At 76.0% G+C, this 21745-nt stretch carries 16 protein-coding genes; 8 read left to right on the plus strand and 8 right to left on the minus strand.

Annotated features, from left to right (window positions below; translation table 11 throughout):
- Positions 1 to 10 precede the first annotated feature (10 nt).
- From ACZ5NJ_RS25015 to ACZ5NJ_RS25025, 3 genes are read right to left on the minus strand one after another with little or no spacing between them, the layout of a single operon-like run.
- Positions 11 to 850 carry a sugar phosphate isomerase/epimerase family protein gene (locus ACZ5NJ_RS25015; protein WP_468767425.1) on the minus strand — a complete coding sequence of 280 codons (840 nt, stop codon included), beginning with the start codon at positions 848 to 850 and terminating at the stop codon, positions 11 to 13.
- Positions 847 to 2007 carry a DUF993 family protein gene (locus ACZ5NJ_RS25020; protein WP_468767426.1) on the minus strand — a complete coding sequence of 387 codons (1161 nt, stop codon included), beginning with the start codon at positions 2005 to 2007 and terminating at the stop codon, positions 847 to 849. Before ACZ5NJ_RS25020 ends, ACZ5NJ_RS25015 begins: the two co-directional genes overlap by 4 nt.
- On the minus strand, positions 2004 to 3155 hold the full coding sequence (locus ACZ5NJ_RS25025) for a Gfo/Idh/MocA family protein (protein ID WP_468767427.1): 1152 nt from the start codon (positions 3153 to 3155) through the stop codon (positions 2004 to 2006). Before ACZ5NJ_RS25025 ends, ACZ5NJ_RS25020 begins: the two co-directional genes overlap by 4 nt.
- A gap of 207 nt (positions 3156 to 3362) precedes the next feature.
- Between ACZ5NJ_RS25025 and ACZ5NJ_RS25030 the strand changes: the two genes are divergently transcribed.
- Together ACZ5NJ_RS25030 and ACZ5NJ_RS25035 are read left to right on the plus strand one after the other, a co-directional pair.
- Complete coding sequence (locus ACZ5NJ_RS25030) at positions 3363 to 4439, plus strand: LacI family DNA-binding transcriptional regulator (protein ID WP_468767428.1); 1077 nt, start codon at positions 3363 to 3365, stop codon at positions 4437 to 4439.
- Positions 4436 to 5236, plus strand: a complete 801-nt coding sequence (locus tag ACZ5NJ_RS25035) for a sugar phosphate isomerase/epimerase family protein (RefSeq protein ID WP_468767429.1) — start codon at positions 4436 to 4438, stop codon at positions 5234 to 5236. Before ACZ5NJ_RS25030 ends, ACZ5NJ_RS25035 begins: the two co-directional genes overlap by 4 nt.
- Here ACZ5NJ_RS25035 and ACZ5NJ_RS25040 read toward each other — a convergent pair.
- The 3 genes from ACZ5NJ_RS25040 to ACZ5NJ_RS25050 all read right to left on the minus strand — a co-directional run bounded on the left by ACZ5NJ_RS25040 (position 5224) and on the right by ACZ5NJ_RS25050 (position 10323).
- Entirely contained in the window at positions 5224 to 6210 is a 987-nt protein-coding gene (locus tag ACZ5NJ_RS25040) for a hydroxyacid dehydrogenase (RefSeq protein WP_468767445.1), read from the minus strand. The two genes, ACZ5NJ_RS25035 and ACZ5NJ_RS25040, sit on opposite strands and share 13 nt — an antisense overlap.
- Before the next feature lie 314 nt (positions 6211 to 6524).
- Positions 6525 to 9728, minus strand: a complete 3204-nt coding sequence (locus ACZ5NJ_RS25045; protein ID WP_468767430.1) for an AfsR/SARP family transcriptional regulator — start codon at positions 9726 to 9728, stop codon at positions 6525 to 6527.
- A gap of 136 nt (positions 9729 to 9864) precedes the next feature.
- Positions 9865 to 10323 (minus strand): hypothetical protein, encoded by a 459-nt coding sequence (locus ACZ5NJ_RS25050; RefSeq protein WP_468767431.1) that lies wholly within the window; start codon positions 10321 to 10323, stop codon positions 9865 to 9867.
- 755 nt (positions 10324 to 11078) lie between these two features.
- Here ACZ5NJ_RS25050 and ACZ5NJ_RS25055 point away from each other — a divergent pair.
- The 4 genes from ACZ5NJ_RS25055 to ACZ5NJ_RS25070 all read left to right on the plus strand — a co-directional run bounded on the left by ACZ5NJ_RS25055 (position 11079) and on the right by ACZ5NJ_RS25070 (position 15435).
- On the plus strand, positions 11079 to 12059 hold the full coding sequence (locus ACZ5NJ_RS25055) for a tetratricopeptide repeat protein (protein ID WP_468767432.1): 981 nt from the start codon (positions 11079 to 11081) through the stop codon (positions 12057 to 12059).
- Positions 12060 to 12156: 97 nt separating this feature from the next.
- Positions 12157 to 13332 (plus strand): UDP-N-acetylglucosamine--N-acetylmuramyl-(pentapeptide) pyrophosphoryl-undecaprenol N-acetylglucosamine transferase, encoded by a 1176-nt coding sequence (locus ACZ5NJ_RS25060; RefSeq protein WP_389611886.1) that lies wholly within the window; start codon positions 12157 to 12159, stop codon positions 13330 to 13332.
- Between the two features lie 184 nt (positions 13333 to 13516).
- The gene (locus ACZ5NJ_RS25065; protein ID WP_468767433.1) at positions 13517 to 14467 is read left to right on the plus strand and encodes an aldo/keto reductase; all 951 of its coding nucleotides are present in this window, start codon (positions 13517 to 13519) and stop codon (positions 14465 to 14467) included.
- Complete coding sequence (locus ACZ5NJ_RS25070; RefSeq protein WP_468767434.1) at positions 14464 to 15435, plus strand: D-2-hydroxyacid dehydrogenase family protein; 972 nt, start codon at positions 14464 to 14466, stop codon at positions 15433 to 15435. Before ACZ5NJ_RS25065 ends, ACZ5NJ_RS25070 begins: the two co-directional genes overlap by 4 nt.
- Positions 15436 to 15535: 100 nt before the next feature.
- On the opposite strand, the gene ACZ5NJ_RS25075 is transcribed toward ACZ5NJ_RS25070, so the two are convergent.
- Positions 15536 to 16417, minus strand: coding sequence for an ABC transporter permease (locus ACZ5NJ_RS25075; RefSeq protein ID WP_468767435.1), 882 nt, complete (start codon positions 16415 to 16417; stop codon positions 15536 to 15538).
- Positions 16414 to 19137: an alpha/beta fold hydrolase gene (locus tag ACZ5NJ_RS25080; RefSeq protein WP_468767436.1), complete on the minus strand. Its 2724-nt coding sequence runs from the start codon at positions 19135 to 19137 to the stop codon at positions 16414 to 16416. The genes ACZ5NJ_RS25075 and ACZ5NJ_RS25080 overlap by 4 nt, the downstream gene beginning before the upstream one ends.
- Before the next feature lie 242 nt (positions 19138 to 19379).
- Between ACZ5NJ_RS25080 and ACZ5NJ_RS25085 the strand changes: the two genes are divergently transcribed.
- Together ACZ5NJ_RS25085 and ACZ5NJ_RS25090 are read left to right on the plus strand one after the other, a co-directional pair.
- Positions 19380 to 20912, plus strand: coding sequence for an ATP-dependent DNA ligase (locus ACZ5NJ_RS25085; protein WP_468767437.1), 1533 nt, complete (start codon positions 19380 to 19382; stop codon positions 20910 to 20912).
- 60 nt (positions 20913 to 20972) lie between these two features.
- Positions 20973 to 21632 (plus strand): helix-turn-helix domain-containing protein, encoded by a 660-nt coding sequence (locus tag ACZ5NJ_RS25090; protein WP_468767438.1) that lies wholly within the window; start codon positions 20973 to 20975, stop codon positions 21630 to 21632.
- The last annotated feature ends 113 nt before the right edge of the window (positions 21633 to 21745 follow it).

Below are 21745 nucleotides of genomic sequence, written 5' to 3' on the forward strand. Positions count from 1 at the left end.
GCGGTCCGGGTCATTCGACGTGCTCCCGGTAGCGGGCGATCACCTCCCCCAGTACCTCGCTGCCGTCCCGTGCCCACAGGCCCGGATGGAAGATCTCCACCTCCACCGGCCCCCGGTAGCCGGCCCCGTCGGCCAGCTCCCGGAAGGCCCGCAGGTCGACGCACCCGTCGCCGAGCTGTCCCCGGCCCAGAAGCACGCCCTCGGGAAGCGGGGTCACCCAGTCGGCCAGCTGCACGGCCGTGATCCGCCCGCCCGCACCGGCCCGGCCGAGATCGGCGGCCAGCCGTTCGTCCCACCACAGGTGGTAGGAGTCGGCCACCACCCCGACCTGCTCCACCGGGAACTGTTCGGCGATGTCCAGGGCCTGCCCCAGCGTGGACACCACGCAGCGGTCCGCCGCGAACATCGGATGCAGCGGCTCGATGCCCAGGCGCACCCCGTGGCCGGCGGCCCACGGCGCCAGGTCCCCCAGGAGCCCGGTGATCCGCCGCCGGGCCTCCGCCAGGTCCCGCTCGCCGGCCGCCAGTCCGCCCGAGACCAGGACCAGGACGTCCGCACCCAGCTCCGCCGCCTCCTCGACCGCCCGCCGGTTGTCCTCCAGGGCGGCCGCCCGGCCCGCCCGGTCGGCGGCGGTGAAGAACCCGCCCCGGCACAGCGAACTGACCCGCAGCCCTGCGGCGGCGACCAGCCGAGCCGTCTCCCGCACCCCGAACCCGCGCACCGGCTCCCGCCACAGCCCCACCGCCCCCACTCCGGCGGCCCCGCACCCGTCCACCAGCTCGGGCACCGACCACTGCCGCACCGTCTCCTGGTTCAGGCTGAACCGCGCCGGAGCCGCCGCCCGGTTCACGCCTCCACCCCCCGATCCGCGAGGAGCCGGCCCATCCGGTCCGCGGCGCGTTCCGGGTCGGGGAACAGGCCCAGCAGGTCGGCCAGTGCGTAGGCCCGCGCCAGATGCGGGAGCGAGCGGGCCGACTCCAGCCCGGCCAGCAGGGTGAAGTGCTCCTGGTACCCCGCCAGCCAGGCCAGCAGGACCACACCCGTCTTGTACAGCGGGGTCGGCGGCGCGAACAGGTGCCGCGCCAGGGCGACCGTCGGGTCCAGCAGGGCCCGGAAACCGCCGGGATCCTCCCGGTCGAGGGCGAGGGCCGCCCGCGCCGCCAGCGGGGCGATCGGATCGAAGATCCCCAGCAGGGCGTCGCTGGCCAGCTCCCCGTCCCCGGCGATCAGCTCCGGATAGTGGAGGTCGTCGCCCGTGTAGCACCGTACGCCCGCCGGCAGGCGCCGTCTGAGGTCCTCCTCCCGGTCCGCGTCCAGCAGCGAGACCTTGACGCCGTCCACCTTCCGCGGATGCTCGTCGACGATCTTCACCAGGACGTCGGCGGCCTCGTCCAGGTCGTCGTGGCCCCAGTACCCGGCGAGCTCGGGGTCGAAGACCGGACCCAGCCAGTGCAGCACCACGGGCCGTGCGCTCTGGCGCAGCAGCGTTCCGTACACCTCCCGGTAGTCCTCGGGCCCACGGGCCGCCGAGGCCAGCCGGCGCGAGGCCATCAGCACCGCTCCCGCCCCGCAGTCCTCGACGTGGGCCAGCTGTTCCTCGTACGCGGCGGTGATCGCCGCCAGTGAGTGCACCCGGTCCGGAGCCAGCTGGTCGGTGCCCGCGCCGCAGACGAGCCGGCCGCCCACCGTCCGGGCCTCCCGGGCCGACCGGCGGATCAGCTCCGCCGCGTCCGGCCAGCCCAGGCCCGCGCCCCGCTGCGCCGTGTCCATGGCCTCGGCGACGCCGAGCCCCCACTCCCACAGGCGGTGCCGGAAGCCCAGGGTGGCCTCCCAGTCGACCACCGGCCCGCTCACGCCCGGTCCGGCGGCCGGGGCCGCGGCCACATGGGCGGCGGCGTAGAAGGTGCGGCTGCGGGCCGGTCCGCAGCCGAACGGTGCGAGCGGCGAGTCCGAGGGCCGGTGCACGCGGAAGCCCCCGTCCGCGCAGGGAAGCCGGATCGCCTTCACAGGGTCACCTCCGGCACGGGAAGCCGCCGACCCTCGGCGCAGGAGCGCAGGCCGAGGGAGGCGAGCTGTACGCCCCGGGCCCCCGCGAGGAGGTCCCACCGCCAGGGCTCGTCCCGGACGACATGGCGCAGGAAGAGCTCCCACTGGGCCTTGAAGCCGTTGGCCACCGGCCCGTCGTAGGGTACCTCCTGCCACTGGGCGCGGAACGGGTCGGCCGACGGCACGTCCGGATCCCACACCGGTCTCGGCGTGCTCGCACGGTGCTGGATCCGGCAGTTGCGCAGGCCCGCGACGGCCGAGCCGTGTGTCCCGTCCACCTGGAACTCCACCAGCTCGTCGCGGTGCACCCGGACCGTCCAGGAGGAGTTGATCTGGGCGACGGCGCCGCCCTCCAGCTCGAAGATCCCGTACGCGGCGTCCTCCGCCGTCGCCTCGTAGGGTGTGCCCTCCTCGTCCCACCGGCGGCCGACGTGGGTGCGGGTCAGGGCCTGCACGCTGCGGACGGGGCCGAACAGCTCGTGCAGCAGGTAGTCCCAGTGCGGGAACATGTCGGCGACGATGCCACCGCCGTCCTGTGCCCGGTAGTTCCAGGAGGGGCGCTGGGCCGGCTGCCGGTCCCCTTCGAAGACCCAGTAGCCGAACTCCCCGCGGATGGACAGCACCTCGCCGAAGAACCCGCTCTCGGTCAGCCGCCTCAGCTTCAGCAGGCCCGGCAGGAACAGCTTGTCCTGCACCACGCCGTGCTTGACCCCCGCGGCCGCCGCCTGCCGGGCCAGGGCCAGGGCGGACGGGAAGTCCAGCGCGGTCGGCTTCTCGCAGTAGACGTGCTTTCCGGCCGCCACCGCCCGCCGCAGGGCCCCCTCGCGGGCGCCGGTCACCTGGGCGTCGAAGTAGACCTCCACCTCCGGATCGGCCAGGACGGCCGTCAGGTCGGTGCTGACGTGCTCCAGGCCGTGCCGTTCGGCGATGGTCCGCAGGGCCGCCTCGCGGCGCCCCACCAGCACCGGCTCCGGCCACACCACCGTGCCGTCGCCCAGGTCCAGCCCGCCCTGCTCGCGCAGGGCGAGGACGGACCGGACCAGATGCTGGCGGTAGCCCATCCGCCCGGTCACGCCGTTCATCGCGATCCTGATCGTCCTGCGTTCCATGATGGCTTCCCCTCCGGTCCTGGTGGCAGCGTCTGCGAAAAGCGATGGGAAGCGCTTTCTGTCGATCAGGCTAGGCCTCTCGATCCACGTCATTCAATTACCCGTTCGGGTGATAGAAAGCGCTTTCTGCATCAGGCATCATGGGGACCGGACGCCAGATCGGACGACGGCCCGCGGCACGGCGGGCCACAGGGGGAGGGGATCTCGATGGCAGTGACGCTCGCGGAGGTCGCGGTCCGCGCGGGGGTATCGCCCGCCACGGTCTCGCGCGTACTGAACGGCGGATATCCGGTGGCCGGCGGCACCCGGACCCGGGTCGAGCGGGCCGTGGAGGAACTCGGCTACGTCGCCAACGCCTCCGCCCGCGCACTCGCGGGCGCCGCCTCCGAGCTCGTGGGAATCCTGGTGCACGACATCGCCGACGCCTACTTCGGCGTCCTCACCGGCTCCCTCCAGGGGGCCCTCGACCCCGCCAGAGAGCGGGAGGCGCGGCGCCTGGCCGTCGTCTGCAACACCCAGGGCGCACCCGCGGCCGAGAGCGCCTACCTCGCCCTGCTCGAAGGCCAGCGCGCCGGAGGCGTCGTCCTCGCCGGCGCGGCCGTGGAGGACCCGGAGCACACCGCCGCACTCGCCGCCCGGATCGCCCGCATGGCCGCCTCCGGCACCAGGGTCGTGCTGTGCGGGCGCCCGCCCGTTCCGGTACCCGCCGCACTGCCCGTCGCCACCGTCGTGTTCGACGAACGAGGGGGCGCCTTCCGCCTCGCCGAACACCTCCTGGGGCTCGGTCACCGGCGGATCGCCCACATCGCCGGCCCGCCCGGGCTGAGCACCACCCGTGAGCGCCTCGCCGGACACCGGGAGGCCCTGCGGCGGCACGACCCGGCCCTGCCCGAAGCCTGCGCCGCGCTCACCGTCCACGCCGGTTCCGAGCGCTCCGCCGGCTATGACGCCACCCGCGAACTGCTGCGCAGGGGAGAGCCCTTCACGGCAGTCGCCGCGGCCAACGACACGGCCGCCGCGGGTGTCGCCGCCGCACTGCGCGAGGCGGGGCTGCGCATACCCGAAGACGTCTCGGTCGCCGGCTTCGACGACCTGCCGTTCAGCCAGGACACCGCCCCCGCCCTCACCACCGTCCGGGTGCCGCTGCGCGAGGCGGGCGTCCTCGCCGCCCAGCTGGTGACGGGCCGCCGGGCCCTGCCCCCGGGAGGCATCACCACCCTGCCCACCGAACTCATGGTGCGCGGCTCCACCGCACCGCCCCCGGCCGCGAGGAGGTCGCCATGAGGTTCGCCGTCTCCACCCTCGGCCTGCCGGGCACACCGCTCGCCCGCAGCGCGGCGCTGGCCGCCGGCCACGGCTACGACGGCCTCGAACTGCGCGCCCACCCCGAGGAACCCCTGCATCCGGGAAGCCCGCCCGGGGACCGGGCCGCCGGGCTCAGAGCCGTCACCCGGGCGGGGGTCGGCGTCCTCGGCGTCGCGGGCTACACCAGGGTCGCGGCGCCCGGTCCCGACGGGCCCGTCCTCGACGAGCTCCGGTCCCTGGTCCGGCTCGCCGCCGACCTCGAAGCCCCGTACGTCCGGGTCTTCCCCGGCGGGAGCGGCCTGCCCGGGGCGGAAGCCGACGCCAACGCGGTGCGCCGCCTGCGCGAAGCCGCCCCCGACGCGCAGCGCAACGGGGTGCGGATCCTGCTGGAGACGCACGACTCGCACCGTACGGCCGCGGCCGCCGCCCGGGTGCTCGACGCCGTCGGCCACCCGGCGGCGGGCGCCCTGTGGGACGTACTGCACACCTGGCTGGGCGGTGAACGGCCCGCCGAGTCGAGACGGCTCCTGGGCCCGCACCTGGGCTACGTCCAGGTCAAGGACGTGGCATCGGCAGACGACCTCACGCCCGTCGGGCTGGGCGCGGGAGTGCTGCCCCTCGCCGGGGCGGTGGCCGGGACACCGGCCGACGGGTGGCTGTGCTGGGAGTACGAGAAACGCTGGTACCCCGAGGCGGCCGAGCTGGCGGGCCCCCGGCTCCGGCGGGGGCGCGAACACCTGGAAGGGCTGGTGGTCCATGGCGATCAGGCCGAGTAGGCCAGGCGGCCCGGATCCACCGGGTACCGGAAGCCGACGCCCCGTGCGTAGCGCTCCAGCTCCTCGATCGCCGTGGCCGCCAGCCGGTCCAGCTCTCCGCCCAGTGAACCCGCCACATGGGGGGTGAGCAGGACGTTCGGCAGGTCGTACAGCGGGGAGCCGGCGGGCAGCACCTCCGGCTCGGTGTGGTCGAGCACGGCGTGCAGCCGCCCGGCGACCAGCTCCCGCGTCAGCGCCGCCGTGTCGACCAGGGAACCGCGCGCCGTGTTGACCAGCGTGGCGCCGTCCGGCATCAGGGCCAGCCGGGGGGCGTCGAGCAGGCGACGGGTCCCGGGGAGCTCCGGGGCGTGCAGGCTCACCACGTGGCTGCGGCCCAGCAGTTCGTCCAGGCCGCAGGGCTCGCCGCCGAGGGAGGCGAGCTCGGCGGGGTCGGCGTACGGGTCGTGTACGAGAACCCGCAGGTCGAACGGCCGAAGCAGCTCCAGCACGCGCCGGCCGACCAGGGAGGCGCCGACGAGTCCGACGGTCCGCCGGTAGTTGCCCACCGCCGGATAGCGGCGCAGCGGGTCGACGGGCCCGCGTGCGGCCCGGTAGGCGTGGGCGGCCTCCAGGACCCGCTTGTTGGCGAACAGGATCGCGGCCAGCGTGTACTCGGCGACGGGGAGGGCGTTGGCGGCGGCCGCGCTGGAGACCAGCAGACCGCGTTCCCAGCAGGCCTCGGTGACATGGCGCTTGACGCTCCCGGCGGCGTGTACGACGGCACGCAGCCGGGGCATCCGGTGCAGGGCGTCCGCGTCCAGCACCGGGCAGCCCCAGCCGGTGAACAGCACCTCGGCGCGGGCGAGCCGGGCGCCGAGGACCGGGTCGCCCCCGGCGAAGTCGGTGAGCAGCAGGTCGGTGTCCACGTCGGCGACCCGGACCAGTGCGGCCAGGGCCCGGTCGCCGAGGACGGCCGCCCGGGTGTCCGGACTCATGGCGAGCACCGTGGCGGGCCGGGCCTGGGCGGTGGATCTGGTCACGCGGGCGCCTCCTGCGGTGCAACCCGGCCGCCCGAAGGAGGCCTCTGGAGCCGACGGCTCTCGATACGGCAGCACGGTGGACGGCACGATGTTCACAGAGTCCGGCCCGCCGGCGAGCGGCGACACGTGACCGGGACCCCGGTTCACCCTCCGGCCCACCACGGGCCCGGAAGACGGTGGCGGCGTGGACGGCGGGCTCGGAGACGGCACCAGGCTGCCGGCAGGGGCAGGGGCAGGGGCAGGGGCAGGGGCAGGGGCAGGGGCAGGGGTCAGGGGGTGAGGGTGGTGTGGGTCAGCTCGGGCCAGGGGGCCGCCGCGCCCTGCCGGGACGCTTCGCCGAACCCGGCGTCGCCGAGGGCGCGGCGCGCGGTGCGCTCGATACGGGCCGCGTCCGGGTGCGAGCGGTCCCGTAGCCCCCGTACGCCGGTGCTCGCCGCGAGCAGCCGCGCCGCCTGCGCGTTATCGCCCTGCCGCAGCGCCAGGTCCGCGACCCCCACCAGCACCTGGGCGATCAGCGGGGCGTGCCCCGCCCCGGCCGCCGCCGCACAGGCCGCCGCGTGGTGGGCGCGCGCCTCGCCGAGGTCGGCTGCCAGGTAGCCGAGCAGATCGTGCGTCACCGCGAGGACGTTGCCCTGCAGCGCCTCGCCGCCCAGCAGGGACGTCGCGACGCCCAGGTGCCGCCGCGCTTCCTCCGCCTCGCCGCCCCACCGGGCGAGTTCCGCCCGAGCGAGGGCCAGTTCGGCCAGGGCGTCCGGCCAGGTGACCCGCTCCGCGTACCGCTGCGCCTCGGCGAGGGCGGCGGCGCAGGCGTCCCCGTCGCCCCGCAGCCAGTACAGCTGCGCCTGCCGGGACCGCATCCGGATGACGTCCTCGACCGCCCCGACCTCGGTGACGACCGCGATCGCCTGCTCCAGGTGCTCGCACGCCCCGGCGAACCCGCCGCGCACGGCGATCCGCTCCGCCAGCTCCGTCTGCGCGAACGAGATCCCGAACCGTTCGCCGAGCGCCCGGAACTCGGCGAGCGCCGTCTCCAGGTATGCGTCCGCCTCGCGCCCCTGGTGGCCCAGCATGATCCGCATCTTGCCCAGGTGCAGCCGGCCCAGCGCCCGCACCCAGGGGTCCTCGCTGTCGAGCAGCGGTTCGAACGCCGGCAGGAAGGCGTCCGGCGCCTCCAGCATGCGCTCCAGCGCGGTGACCAGCCCCAGCAGCGGGTTGCGGCGCCGGCTGCGCAGGCTGAACCGGTACGCCTCGTGGATCCACTCCGCGGCCTGGTGCTCGTCGCCCCGCCCGGCGCTCGCGAACAGCACGACCAGCGCGTACGCGGCGGCCCGTACGTCGTCGGCCACCTCACCCGGTGTTCCGACGGCCGCGGTGATCAGCTCCATCCCCTCGGTCCGGTGCCCGCTGAGCCACCAGTACCAGCCGGCGGCCGCCGCGAGCCGCATCGCGGGCTCCGCCTCGCCCGCCGCGAGCGCCCCACGCATCGCGGAGCCGATGTTGTCGTGCTCGGCGCCGAGCACCGCCAGCCACTCCAGCTGCTCGGCACGGCGCAGATGGGGCTCGGCGGTCTCGGCGAGCCCGGTGAAATGGGCCAGGTGCGCCCGGCGCGCCCGCTCCGCCTCCCCGGCCTCGACGAGCCGGTGCGCGGCGTACTCCTTGATGGTGCCCAGCATCCGGTAGCGCGGGGCGCCGCCGCCCTCCGCGCGCAGCAGCGACTTCTCGGTCAGGGCGGTCAGCAGTTCGAGTACCTCGCCCTCCTCGACGCCACCCTCCGAACCGTCCGAACCACCGGCGCCGTCCGGGCCGCCGGCGCCGTCCGCGCAGACCCGTTCGGCGGCCTCCAGGCTCGCCCCGCCGGAGAACACCGAGAGCCGGCGCAACACCGTCCGCTCGGCCCCGCTGAGCAGCTCCCAGCTCCAGTCGACCACCGCGCGCAGCGTCTTGTGCCGGGGCAGGGCGGTGCGGCTGCCGCTGGTCAGCAGCCGGAACCGGTCGTCGAGCCGGTGGGCGAGCTGGTCGACGGTCATCGTCCGCAGCCGGGCCGCGGCCAGTTCGATCGCCAGCGGCATCCCGTCCAGCGCCCGGCACACGCGCCCCATCACCGCCAGCGTCCGCGCGTCGGTGCCCTCCCCGGCCGCGAGGTCCCGCCGCACCGCCCCGGCCCGGTCGCGCAGCAGCCGGACGGCCGGCGAGGACGCGAGCTCGGTGGGGCCCGCGTCGCCGCGCGGCAGGGCCAGCGGCTCGACCGGCCACAGGGCCTCACCGGTGATGCCGAGCGGTTCCCGGCTCGTCGCCAGGATCCGCAGCCGCCGGCACTCGCCGAGCACCCGGTGGGCGAAGACCGCGGCCGACTCGATGACGTGCTCGCAGTTGTCGAGGATGAGCAGCGCCTCGCGCTCCCGGACCGCCGCGATGAGCCGGTCCGTCAGCTCGGCGTTCGGAGCCCCGCCGAGCAGGGCGTCCCGCAGGCCCAGCCCGTCGAGGGCCGACTGCGCCACGTCGCCGCCGTCCGCGCCGATGGCGGCCAGCTCCACCAGCCAGGCCCCGTCCGGCAGGTCGTCGAGCAGGGTGCGCGCGGTCTCGGCGGCCAGCCGGGTCTTCCCCGCGCCGCCCGGTCCGATCACGGTGGTGAGCCGGTGTTCCGCCAACAGGCCCCGGACGGCGGCGACATCCGCGTCCCGGCCGACGAAGCTGGTGAGTTCGGCGCGCAGGTTGGTCCTGCGGACCTCCTCGCGCCGTCCCAGTTCGCCGCGCAGCAGCGCCGTGTGCACGGCGGACAGCTCGGGCGACGGGTCGGCGCCCAGGGTGTCGGCCAGGGCCTCCCGCGCCCGCTGGAACACCTGGAGCGCCTCGCTGTCGCGGCCGGCCGCGACGAGGGCCCGCATCAGCGCGGCGACGAGCCGCTCCCGCACCGGGTGCGCGGCCACCAGGTCGGCCAGCTCCGTGACCACCTCCGCACCCCGCCCGAGGGCGACGTCCGCCTCGGCCCGGCTCTCGGCCGCGGTCAGGCGCAGCCCCTCGAACCGTACGACCGCCGCGTCCAGCGCGGCGCTGTCCGGCAGGCCGACGTCCTGGAGGGCCGCGCCGCGCCACAGCCCGAGGGCCTCGCGCAGCAGCCGTACCCGCCCGGAGACGTCCTCGGTACGCGCCTGGCCGGCGGCGACGAGCCGCTCGAAGCGCACGGCGTCGACGGCGTCGGGCTCCACCGCCAGCCGGTAGCCGTCCGTCAGCCCCTCGATCACCCCGCCGGGCAGCAGCTTGCGCAGCCGGGACACCAGGCGCTGGAGGGCGTTGGCCGCGTCGGCGGGCGGGTGCTCCCCCCAGATCCAGTCGACCAGCACCGTCCTGGGGACCACGCGTCCCGGCCTGAGCGCGAGGGCGACCAGCAGCCCGCGCAACCGCGCACCCGGCACGTCGACCGGACGGCCGTCCTCCGTGCGCACCTCCAGTGGACCCAGCATCCCGATCTGCACCCGCCGATTCTGTCACGGGGGCGCGACGTGCACCGACGGGTCAACTCCCGCTCACCGGAAGGCAACCGGGCGCGGGGCGCGGGGCGCGGGCCCGGGCCACGCCGGTGGCCCGTTCCGGCGCCCGGTGGGTCCGGCCTTACGTGGCGCGGGAGTTGCGCAGGAGCCAGGGAGTGGGGTGGGGGGAGGTGACGAGCTCCTTGTAGGCCGTGTCCCCGGGCAGTGGGACGACCAGCCACAGGCCGGGAGGGAAGAAGCGGCCCTTGGTGTGGGCGAGGCCTCCGTAGACCGAGCGGAGGAAGGCGGGGACCGCGTCGCGCGGGACGTCGTGGAACTCGACGTGGTCCACCGTGATCTTCGCGTCGCCCTCCGGATGGAGGCGGACGCCGACCTCGGGCGTGCCGTCCAGTTCCACGAACGCCTCGTGCGGCAGCGAGCCGTCGGGGTCGAGGGAGGTGAAGGGGTCGGCGGCGGTGCGGCGTGAGGTCCGGTCGGTGCCGATGTCGTCGGTGACCGTCACCGTCCGCCGGTACTCCTCCGCGATCTCGCGTATCGCGCGGACGGCGGACTCGGTCGTCGGGAGATGAGGGGGCTTCATGCGTTGATCATGGTCCATGGGGGCTGGGCACGGCCGAGCCGGGGCGCCGTGATGCCGGGTCGCGCCGACGGACGGCCGGGAGGTGGCCCGGGCACGCGCGGGCGCTCATCGGCAGACGGCGTTCGACGGCCGACTCCCGGACGTTGGTGAACCACGCGGACGGCCGCACCGCCGTTCCCGGCCACCGCGGGTCGTACCCCGAGGGCCCGCCGTCCGGGGACGGGGCCTCGGCGGGTCCCGCGGACGGCCGCCTCCACGTCCGCGCCGTCCGGGTGGACCGGCCCGCCGAAGCAGGCTGAGACCCCCGCTCGGCCGTGGCAGGGCGGCCACGTACGGCCACCGGCGCTCCGGCCGCGTCCGGTGCGGCGCCTCGTACACCAGGTCGTACCGCCGGCCGGGGCGCAGCTCCCCGCACGCCGCCCGGGCGGTCCGCACCGTCGCCGGCACGTGTCCGCGCAGCTCGGCCGGCATGGCCCCGCCGGGCGCCGTCGCGGTGACGGCGATGCCCCGGCCCGCGCACCCACGGGTCGCCTCGCCGGTCCGGGCGCCGATCCCGGGGCGGTGCGGACCGGCCGCCCCCGCGTACGCGGTGACCAGGTCGACGAGCGCGTCCGGGCAGCCGGGAGGGAACCCCTCGCAGGCGGCGGCCCTGGCCCCGCAGCCGCGTGCGCGACCGGACACGCCGGGCATCCCGGCAGGTCCCCGACGGCGGGAGGCCTGCCGGGCCCGCTCCGGCGACCCCTTACGATCCTGCGATGACCTCGAACCGGACGGCAGCCGCCGGGGTGGCGCTCGCCCGCGTGCTGGGGCACTGCGGGGGCAGCCCGGCAGCGGCCCTGCACCACCTGGGCGGCGCGATCGCCTCCGCGCCCCAGGACCCCGAGCCGTACGCGGCGCTCGCCGAACTGTGGGAGGAGCGGCGCGCCGACCTGGCCGGGCTCCTCCAGGGCGCCGACTCCCTGCGGACGGTACTGGCGCACGCCTACGTGGCCTTCCTGGAGGGGGGCATGGACGGGGCGGTGACGGCGCTGGGCTCCGTCACCGGCGCGCGACCCGCCATCGCGTGGGCCAGGGCCCCCTGGTTCGGCGACGCCCGGTTCCTCGGGGCGGTGGGGGCGGAGGCGCTCGCCGAAGCCGTCATGCGGACGATGGACCACGGCCACGCCCTGGACGGCGAGGCCACCAGGGAGGCGCTCGGTCCCTGGTTCGGAGCCATCGAGACGGTGTGCGCGCGCGAGCCGCTTCCGGAGGCCATGGCCAGGATGGCGATCTTCCTGCGGGCGTGCGGTCTGACGGACGCCTCGCTCGCCCTCTGCGACCGGGCGGACTCCGTCGAGCCGGTCATGCTGACGGAGGTCGTACGGGCGGGCACCTGGCGCCGGCTGGGCGACCCCGACCGCACGGCGGAGGCGTTCGAGCGCGCCCTGCTCCTCGGCCCCGGCAACTGGTCGCTGTACCTCGACCTGGCCGACGTACGCGCCGATCAGGGCGACTTCGCCACCGCCGTCCGGCTCGTGGAGCGGGGGCTGGACCACGAGCCGGCCGAGGTCACGCTGCGCGCGGCCGCGGCCGCGTACCGCACCCGCCTCACGGGCCGCGCCGACGACCTGTGCGAACTCATGGCCCTGGCGGCGGCCGTGCCGGACGCCGGGTACCGGCGGCTGCTGATCGACCGCGCGTGCGCCGGCCCCGGCCTGCCGGCCGGGCTCCTGGCCGAGGCCCGGCGGCAGGCCTGACGCGGCGCTGCGCCCGGCCGGCCCGGGCGCAGCCCCCGGTCCGGGGGCGGGCGGCCCCGGAGGGAGGTGTTCCCGTAGGGACAGTAGGGTGGGCCGGGTGAACCTTTCTTCCGCGCTTCCGCGTTCCTTTCGGCTGCTCGTCACGGGTGGGGGGACCGGTGGTCACACCTACCCCGCCCTGACCGCGATCCGTACCCTCCAGGGCCGACTCGCGGCCGCCGGCGGCACGCTCGACGTGTTGTGGATCGGGACCGCCGACGGCCTGGAGGCGCGGGTCGCGCCGGCCGAGGGGATCGCGTTCAAGACCGTCGCCACGGGCAAGATCCGCCGCTCGGCGAACCCGCTGAAGATGCTGTCCGCCGCCAACATGAAGGACATGGCGCGCGTCCCGCTCGGCGTGGCCCAGGCGCGCACGATCGTGTCCGAGTTCGAGCCCGACGTCGTCCTGGCCACCGGCGGCTACGTCGCCGTCCCCGCCGGGCTGGCGGCCCGCCTGTGCAAGCGGCCGCTGGTGCTGCACGAGCAGACCGTGCGCCTCGGCCTCGCCAACCGCAAGCTGGCCGGGTCCGCGACGCGCATCGCCGTGTCCTCGGAGTCCTCGCTCCCGCTGCTCCCGGCCGAGGTGCGCGAGCGCGCCGTCGTCACCGGCAACCCGGTCCGCCCCGAGGTGCTCTCCGGGCACCCCGACAAGGCCGTGCACGCGCTGAACCTCGTCGGCTTCGACCGCCGCCTGCCGACCGTCTACGTCACCGGCGGCGCGCAGGGCGCCCAGCAGATCAACGGCGTGGTGCGCGAGGTGCTCCCGTGGCTGCTGAGCCACGCGAACGTGATCCACCAGTGCGGCCCCGCCAACGTCGACGAGCTCCGCTTCGCCGCGGCCGGACTGGACCCCGTCCTGGCGGGCCGCTACCACGTGACCGGCTTCGTCGGACCGGAGCTGCCCGACGTGCTGGCGCTCGCCGACATCGTGATCTCCCGCTCCGGCGCGGGGACCCTGGCCGAGCTGACCGCGCTGGGCAAGCCCGCGGTGTTCGTCCCGCTGGCCACCTCGGCCGGCAACGAGCAGGCGCACAACGCCCAGTACCTGGCCGACGCCGGTGCGGCCGTCGCCCTGCTCGGCGAGGTCACCGCGCACGGCCTCGCCGAGGCGGTCGGCCCGCTGCTCACCGATGCCGGCCGCCGGGCCCAGATGGCCGAGCGGGCCCGGGCGTACGGGCGGCCGGACGCCGCCGAACGGCTCGTGGACGTGCTGCTGGCCGCCGCCAACGGCTGATCCGGGACACGCTCGGAGGGACCCGTGTGGAGGGCGTCGCCGGCACCGGGCCGGCGGCGCCCTTTGTTTCGATACACGGTGTTCACGCACCGAGGGCCGCGATGCCGTGTTCCCCGACCGGACGGTATGCCTAGACTGACCGCTCGCCGATCATGCAACCGCTGAGTGTGGAGGACGGTCCGTCATGCGCTATCTCCCCCTGGGAAGTTCAGGCCTGCTCGTCTCCGCCGTGGGCCTCGGGTGCAACAACTTCGGGGGCCGCCTCGACCTCCAGGCCACCCGGGCCGTCGTCGACGCCGCCCTCGACTCCGGGATCACCCTCCTGGACACCGCCGACATCTACGGCGGCCAGGGCGGCTCCGAGCGCCACCTCGGCCAGGTCCTCAAGGGCCGCCGCGACCAGGTCGTCCTCGCCACCAAGTTCGGCTACGACGGCGTCGACATGGGCTACGGCCCCGCCGCCGGCTCCCGCGGCGGCCGCGCCTACATCCGGCGCGCCGTCGAGGAGTCCCTGCGCCGGCTGGAGACCGACCACATCGACCTCCTCCAGCTCCACAGCCCCGACCCCGCCACCCCGATCGCCGAAACCCTCGCCGCGCTCAGCGAGCTCGTCGCCGAGGGCAAGGTCCGCTATATCGGTCACTCCAACCTCAGCGGCTGGCAGCTGGCCGAAGCCGCCCACACCGCCCGCGAGACCGGCGCGGTGCCCTTCGTGTCGGCACAGAACGAATGGTCGCTGCTGGAGCGGTCGGCCGAACGCGAACTCGTCCCCGCCGCCCGCCACTACGGCCTCGGCGTCCTCCCGTACTTCCCCCTCGCCAACGGCCTGCTCACGGGCAAGATCCGCCGGGGTGCGCCCGTCCCGTCCGGCTCCCGCCTCGAAGGCCGCGACTCCTACCTCACCGACGAGCGCCTCGACACCGTCGAGGCCCTGGCCGCGATCGCCGAGAAGCACGACCGCACCGTGCTGGAGCTCGCCATCGGCTGGCTCTCCGCCCAGCCCGGCTGCGCCTCCGTCATCGCCGGCGCCACCTCCGCCGAGCAGGTGCGCGCCAACGCGGCCGCCGGCGCCCGGCCGCTGGAGCCGGAACTGCTGGCCGAGATCGACGCGGTCGCGCAGGCCCACGCCGTATGAGCACCACCCCGCTGCGCTGCGCGGTGCTCGACGACTTCCAGGGCGCTGCCACGGCGCTCGCGGACTGGTCGCCGGTCACCGCGCGGGGCGTCGAGGTGGTCTCCTACCCCGACCACCTCGCCGACGAGGACGCACTCGCCGCCCGCCTGGCCGGCTACGACATCCTCGTCACGCTGCGCGAGCGCGTCCCGTTCCCCGCGAGCCTGCTGGAGCGGCTGCCCCGCCTCAAGCTGCTCGTGGCCAGCGGCATGCGCAACTCCGTCATCGACTACGCCGCCGCCGGGCGCGCCGGGGTGACGGTGTGCGGCACCGCCAGCTCCTCCACCCCGCCCGTCGAGCTCACCTGGGCCCTGCTGCTCGGCCTCGCGCGCGGCATCGTCACGGAGAACACCGCCCTGCGCGAGGGCGGACCCTGGCAGCAGACGGTCGGCGCCGACCTGCACGGCCGCCGCCTGGGCCTGCTGGGCCTCGGCAAGACGGGCAGCCGGGTGGCCCGCATCGGGCTCGCCTTCGGCATGGAGGTGACGGCCTGGAGCCGGAACCTGACCGAGGAACGGGCCGAAGCGGAGGGCGTCGCACTCGCCCCGTCCAAGGAGGCGCTGCTCGCGGACAGCGACTTCGTCTCCGTCCACCTCGCCCTCGGCGAACGCACCCGGGGCCTCATCGGCGCCGCCGAGCTGGCGCTGATGCGGCCGGGCGCCTACCTGGTCAACACCTCCCGGTCCGCGATCGTGGACCAGGAGGCGCTGCTCGACGCCCTGCGCGCGGGCCGCATCGCGGGAGCCGGACTCGACGTCTTCGACACCGAGCCGCTGCCCGCCGGCCACCCGCTGCGCACCGCCCCGAACCTCCTCGCCACCCCGCACCTCGGATATGTCACCCGGGCCAACTACGCCACGTACTACGGCCAGGCGGTCGAGGACGTCCTGGCCTTCCTCGACGGCGCCCCCGTACGCGTCCTGCCCTGAGGCCCCTGAGGCCCCTGAGGCGCACCGGACGCACCGCACGCGCCGAGGGCCCTCCCCGCGACGGCCGGGAGGGCCCTCGGCCCGGGTGCGCGACGCAGCCTCAGGACACGATGTCCTTGCGGGAGAAGCCCCGGAACGCGAGGGCGAACAGCACCACCGCGTACGACGCCGACACCACCGCCCCCTTGGCCATCCCGCCCCACTCCAGCTGCGGCTGCAGGGCGTCCACCCAGGCGAACTGCCAGTGCGCGGGCAGGAACTCCCGCCACGACCCGAGCGCGGTGACCGCGTCCAGCACGTTCCCCACGATCGTCAGCCCGACCGCCCCGCCGACCGCGCCCAGCGGCGCGTCCGTCCGCGTCGACAGCCAGAACGCCAGCCCGGCCGTGACCAGCTGCGACACGAACACGAAGGCCACCGCCAGCGCCAGCCTCGCCGCGGTGTCCGCGGCGGGCAGCGCCCCGCCCGCGGGCAGCTTCAGCGGTCCCCACCCGTACGCGGCGGTGCCCGCGGCCAGCGCCACCACCGGCAGCAGCACGATGGCGGCGAGGCTGAACCCCAGCGCCACCACCAGCTTGCTCCACAGCAGCCGGGCCCGGGGCACCGGCGAGGCCAGCAGGTAGCGGAGCGAGGACCAGCTCGCCTCCGAGGCGACGGTGTCCCCGCAGAACAGCGCCACCGGCACCACCAGCAGGAAGCCGGCCGACACGAAAAGGCAGGTCGCGGCGAAGTTCGCGCCGGAGGCCGTGGCGGTGTCGATGAAGCTGACCCGGCCGTCGTTGCCGCCCCGCCCGTTGTCCGCCCCGCCCACCGCGAAGGCGATGATCATGACGAACGGCAGGGCGGCCAGCACCCCGCCCATCACCAGCGTCCGCCGCCGGCGCCACTGCCGCAGCGCCTCCACGCGCAGCGGCAGCGTCCGTCCCGGCCGGTAGCCGGGCGCGGTCTCCCCGGCGGTCGCCGAGGCCCGTACGGCGCTCATGCCGCACCTCCGATCAGGGTCAGGAAGGCGTCCTCCAGCCGGCGGTGCGGCCCCACCGCCCTCACCGGCAGCTCCAGCCGCACGAGTTCGGCGATCAGCGCGGCGGGCGTCGCGCCGTCGAGCCGTACGAGGAGCCCCTCGTCGGCGGGGACCACGGAGGCGACGCCCTCCAGCGCCGCGACCTTCCCCACGGCCGCCTCGTCCACCGGCTCCGCCAGCGCCACCAGCAGGGTGTCCCCGCCGCCGGTGATCTCGGCGACCGGACCGGCCTGCACCAGCCGCCCGCGGTCCATGACCACCAGGTGGGTGCAGGACTGCTCCACCTCCGACAGCAGGTGGCTGGAGACGATCACCGTCCGCCCGCCGGCGGCGTAGCGGATCATCACGTCTCGCATCTCCCTGATCTGCGGCGGGTCCAGACCGTTCGTCGGCTCGTCGAGGATCAGCAGGTCCGGCAGCCCCAGCATGGCCTGCGCGATGGCCAGGCGCTGGCGCATGCCCTGCGAGTACGTGCGCACCGCGCGCTCCAGGGCGTCGCCGAGCCCGGCGATCTCCAGGGCCTCGGCCAGGTGCGCGTCCTCGACGGGACGGCCGGTGGCCTGCCAGTACAGCTCCAGGTTGGCCCGTCCGCTCAGGTGCGGCAGGAAGCCGGCGCCCTCCACGAAGGCCCCGACCCGCGACAGCACCGGGGCCCCGGGCCGGATCGCTTGCCCGAACACCCGGACCTCCCCGGCGTCCGGCGCGATCAGCCCCATCAGCATCCGCAGGGTCGTCGTCTTGCCGGCCCCGTTGGGCCCCAGCAGGCCCAGCACCTGGCCCCGTTCCACCCGGAAGGACAGGTCCCGCACGGCGTACCGGTCCCGGGCCTTCGCATAGCGCTTCGTCAGCCCGGTGATGTCGAGCGGTACCCCGGCCAGCGCCGGATCGGGCGCGGCCGCCGGGCGCGCGCCCGGGCGGCGGACCCCGAGCAGCGCGGCGGCCAGCGCCAGCGCGCCCAGCGGCAGCCACCAGATCCAGCCGGGCAGCCCGGCGGTGGCGGTCCGCACCCCGTCCGCGACCGGCACCCGCAGCGGTTCGCGCACCGAGACGGTGTACGAGGCCGGCTCGGCCGGAGAGGCGTAGCCCAGGTCGGTGGCCGCGACCACCAGCCGCAGCCGGTGCCCGGCCTGGAAGGCGTGGTCGACGGCCGGGAGCCGCAGCGGCACGCTCCGGCCCTGCCCGGCGTCCGTCACCCGCACGGGGGCCACGAGCTGGCTCGGCAGCACCTGCTGGCGCCCGTCGGGCCCCACGTCGTACAGCTTGCCGAACAGCACGGCCGAGCCGTCGGCGGCCGTCGACCTCACGTTCAGGGTGACGGTCGGCGTCCCGGTGACCCGGACCTCGGCGGCCAGCGGCTCCGACTCGAAGCGGGCGTTCTGCCCGGGGAAGTCCAGCGAGAACCCGGCCCCGAGGGACGCGAGCTGCCCGCCGATCCCGGGCAGCGCCGACAGGGCGGGTGGCGCGCCGCCGGCCGGGTTCGCGAAGGTCTGCTCCCGCCCGGCCAGGGGATACGCACGCGGATCGGACACCAGCCCGGGGTAGCGGTCGGCGCTCGCACCGCGCACCATGACGCGCCCGTCGGTGGAGTCGATGCCGCCGGTGCGCGAGACCCGGAAGGCCGGACCGGTGCCGGCCTCGCCGTCCTCCTTGAGGTAGCGGTCGAACCAGGCCGTCACCCGGGTCTCGATCCGCCCGGACTCGCGCATGCCGCCGTCGTGCCCGCCGGCCGCCCAGTCCACGGCGACGGGGGCGCCGTTCGCGGCGATGGCCTTCGCCATGGCGTCGGCCTGGTCCAGCGGGAACAGGGAGTCGTCCTGCCCCTGCACGATCAGCGCCGGCACCTTGATGCGGTCGCCCACGGCCGAGGGGCTGCGCCGCTCCAGCAGCTCGCGCGCCTCGGCGTCGGGTTTGCCGGCCACCGCGACGCGCTCGTACATGGCGCACAGCTGCGCCTCGAACCGGCCGCAGCCCGGGGCCGGGGGCGCCGGGGCCTCCTGGGGTCCCGCGGCGCCGGCCGGGCGGCCGCCCTGCTGGAGGCCGTCCCCCGCCCCGCCGGTGAAGAAGATCCCGGCCCAGAGCTTCTTGAACACGCCCTGGGGGAAGAGGGCGTCGGCGAGGTTCCAGTACGTGATCTGCGGGGCGATCGCGTCCACCCGCCGGTCGTACCCGGCGGCCAGCAGCGCCACGGCCCCGCCGTAGGAGGCGCCGGCCACGCCCACGCGCGGGTCGCCGTCGGCGTCGAGGCGCACCTCGGGGCGGCGGGCCAGCCAGTCGATGAGCGCGGAGACGTCCTTGACCTCGTGCTCGGGGTCGTTCAGCCCGATCCGGCCGCCCGAGCGGCCGAATCCGCGGGCCGACCAGGTCATGACGGCGTACCCGTCGCGGGCCAGGCGCTCGGCCTGGGCGCGGACGTCGTCCTTGCTGCCGCCGAAGCCGTGGCCGAGGAGGACGGCCGGACGGCGGTCCGTGGCGTCCCCGGCCGTGAAGAAGGAGGTGTCGATGTCGGCGGAACCGTTTCCGTCCGTGCCGGGCATCCGCAGGACCTGGTCCTGGCGGTGCACGGCCGGTCCGTCACCGGAGGCGGCCGCGGCCGTCCAGGTTCCGGCACCCGCGAGGACCGCGAGTGCGGCGGCGCCGGCGAGCAGGCGGTCCCGGGGCCGCCGGGGCAGTCGGAGCTTCATGGAGGAACCCTACGGCCCGGGATCGCCCGCCCCGAGCTCCCTCAGGGGGAGCCCCGCCCCTCCTTCAGGACCACCCGCACGCCCCCGCGTACCGCACCCGCGGTATCCGACCCCGAAACGGAGCCCCGTGACGACGCCCCGGGACCCGGCCCGGCGCACCCTGCGGCCGGGTGGCCACGGCCGGGTTCCCCGTGCCGGGGTTCGGGCTGCGGGGTGGGGCGGGTGGCGGCAGGATGGGGCGCATGTTGCTGGCCGAGGTGGCGCGCGTGTCGCGGGAGGTGGCCGGGAGTTCCGCACGGTCGCGGAAGACCGCCCTGCTCGCGGAGCTCTTCGCCGCCGCGCCCGCCGACGAGGCCGGGCTGGTCATCGCCTACCTCTCCGGCCGTCTTCCGCAGGGCCGCCCGGGTGTCGGCTGGCGCACCCTCGGCCAGGACGCCGGTCCCGCCCCGACGCCCACCCTGACCGTGCGGGACGTCGACGCGGCGGTGGCCGAGCTGGCCGCCGTCTCCGGCCCGGGGGCGCAGGCCGAGCGGCGCCGGATCGTGGCCGGCCTCCTGGGCGCCGCCACCGAGCCCGAGCAGAGGTTCCTGCGCAGCCTGCTCTCCGGGGAGGTGCGCCAGGGCGCGCTGGACGCGGTGGCCCTGGAGGGGGTGGCCGCCGCCGCCGGGGTCCCGGCCGCCGCGCTGCGCCGGGCGGTCATGCTGGACGGCTCGCTGCCCCGGGTGGCGGCGGCGGTGCTGGCCGAGGGGGCCGCGGCGCTGAGCGGCGTGGCCCTGCGCGTCGGGCAGCCCGTCCAGCCCATGCTGGCCGGGACCGCCCGCTCGCTGGAGGACGCGCTGCGGGCGCTGGGGCCGTGCGCGGTGGAGGAGAAGCTCGACGGGATCCGGGTCCAGGTCCACCGTGAGGGCCCGGACGTCCACGTGTACACCCGCTCCCTCGACGAGATCACCGGCCGGCTGCCCGAGGTCGTCGGGCTGGCCCTGGGCCTGACGGCGGAGCGGTTCATCCTCGACGGGGAGGTCATCGGGCACGACGCCGCCGGGCGGCCGGTCCCGTTCCAGGAGATCGCGAGCCGCGTCGGCTCCCGGGTGGACGTGGACGCCGCCCGGCGGACTCTGCCCGTCAGCGCGTTCTTCTTCGACGTGCTCGCCCTCGGCGACCGGGTCCTGCTGGACCTGCCGGTCCGTGACCGGTACGCGGCCCTGTCCGGCCTGGTCCCCGAGTCCGCCCGGGTCCGCCGGCTGGCGGTGGAGGACCCGGACGGGCAGGCGGAGCAGGCGCGGGGGTTCTGGGCCGAGTCCCTGCGGAGGGGGCACGAGGGGGTCATGGCCAAGGCCCTCGACTCTCCGTACGCGGCGGGGCGGCGCGGCAAACAGTGGCTGAAGGTCAAACCCGTGCACACCCTGGACCTGGTCGTCCTCGCCGCCGAGTGGGGCCACGGCCGCCGCACCGGCCTGCTGTCCAACCTGCACCTGGGCGCCCGTGCCGCCGACGGGGGCTTCGCCATGCTCGGCAAGACCTTCAAGGGCCTCACCGACGAGATGCTGCGCTGGCAGACGGAGCGGCTGCGCGAGCTGGCGGTCGAGGACGACGGCCACACCGTGCGGGTCCGGCCGGAGCTGGTCGTCGAGATCGCCTACGACGGCCTCCAGCGCTCCCCGCGCTACCCGGCCGGGGTCGCCCTGCGCTTCGCCCGGGTCCTGCGGCACCGCCCCGACAAGGGGCCGGACGAGGCCGACACGGTGGACACGGTGCTGGAACAGCACCGCGGATGACCTTTTGCCTCAGAGGCAAGGGAGATTGCCAGCGGGGCAAGACTCTGGCTCAATCGGGGCATGACCCCCCGTCCCGAGGAACCCCCGGACACCGAGGCCGCGGAGGCCGCCGAAGCGGTCGAGGCGGCCGTGGCCGAAGAGCTGCCCGCCGTCGCCCCGCAGCTGCGCGAGCTGCGCCGGCGCGCCGGACTCACCCTGGAGGCCGCCGCCGCCCGGGCCCGCCTCTCGCCCGCGCACCTGTCGCGGCTGGAGACCGGCCGGCGCCAGCCCTCGCTGCCGCTGCTGCTGGGGCTCGCCCGCACCTACGGCACGACCGTCTCCGAGCTGCTCGGCGAGACCCCGGCCGTCGCCGATCCCATCGTACGGGCCGGCGGCCCCGGCGCCCGCGAGGCCGACGGCTGGACGTACTGGCAGGCCGGCGGCTCAGGGCGGGGCATGCAGGCCCTGCGCGTGCACGTCCCGCAGGGGCGCGGCCAGGGTGAGCTGGTCCGCGTCCATCCCGGGGAGGAGTGGCTGTACGTGCTCGGCGGGCGGCTGCGGCTGCACCTGGGGGAGGCCGAGCACCTGCTGGAGCCGGGCGACAGCGCGCACTTCGACTCCCTGACCCCGCACCGGATCGGCGCGGCCGGTCCCGGCGGGGCGGAGCTGCTGTTCGTCCACACCCTGCTGCAGAGCAGCCTCGCCGGGGTCTGCCTCGGCGCCGCCGCCCGGCACCACTAGGCCGTCTCTTCCGGATCTTGCTCCCCCAGCTACCGCTGGGAGGTGCCCCCAGACCCGCGCCGCCCGGCACCGCACCTCGCCGCCTTGGCGGGGCACCAAGTACGTCCAGTACG

This window comes from Streptomyces sp. NPDC032091, from assembly GCF_055580265.1.

Excerpts from the sequence above, each read along its gene's own strand:
- ACZ5NJ_RS25025 (WP_468767427.1), bottom strand. The coding sequence starts at position 3,155 with ATGGAACGCAGGACGATCAGGATCGCGATGAACGGCGTGACCGGGCGG.
- ACZ5NJ_RS25030 (WP_468767428.1), top strand. The coding sequence starts at position 3,363 with ATGGCAGTGACGCTCGCGGAGGTCGCGGTCCGCGCGGGGGTATCGCCC.
- ACZ5NJ_RS25035 (WP_468767429.1), top strand. The coding sequence starts at position 4,436 with ATGAGGTTCGCCGTCTCCACCCTCGGCCTGCCGGGCACACCGCTCGCC.
- ACZ5NJ_RS25040 (WP_468767445.1), bottom strand. The coding sequence starts at position 6,210 with ATGAGTCCGGACACCCGGGCGGCCGTCCTCGGCGACCGGGCCCTGGCC.
- ACZ5NJ_RS25050 (WP_468767431.1), bottom strand. The coding sequence starts at position 10,323 with ATGAAGCCCCCTCATCTCCCGACGACCGAGTCCGCCGTCCGCGCGATA.
- ACZ5NJ_RS25055 (WP_468767432.1), top strand. The coding sequence starts at position 11,079 with ATGACCTCGAACCGGACGGCAGCCGCCGGGGTGGCGCTCGCCCGCGTG.
- ACZ5NJ_RS25065 (WP_468767433.1), top strand. The coding sequence starts at position 13,517 with ATGCGCTATCTCCCCCTGGGAAGTTCAGGCCTGCTCGTCTCCGCCGTG.
- ACZ5NJ_RS25070 (WP_468767434.1), top strand. The coding sequence starts at position 14,464 with ATGAGCACCACCCCGCTGCGCTGCGCGGTGCTCGACGACTTCCAGGGC.
- ACZ5NJ_RS25075 (WP_468767435.1), bottom strand. The coding sequence starts at position 16,417 with ATGAGCGCCGTACGGGCCTCGGCGACCGCCGGGGAGACCGCGCCCGGC.
- ACZ5NJ_RS25080 (WP_468767436.1), bottom strand. The coding sequence starts at position 19,137 with ATGAAGCTCCGACTGCCCCGGCGGCCCCGGGACCGCCTGCTCGCCGGC.
- ACZ5NJ_RS25085 (WP_468767437.1), top strand. The coding sequence starts at position 19,380 with ATGTTGCTGGCCGAGGTGGCGCGCGTGTCGCGGGAGGTGGCCGGGAGT.
- ACZ5NJ_RS25090 (WP_468767438.1), top strand. The coding sequence starts at position 20,973 with ATGACCCCCCGTCCCGAGGAACCCCCGGACACCGAGGCCGCGGAGGCC.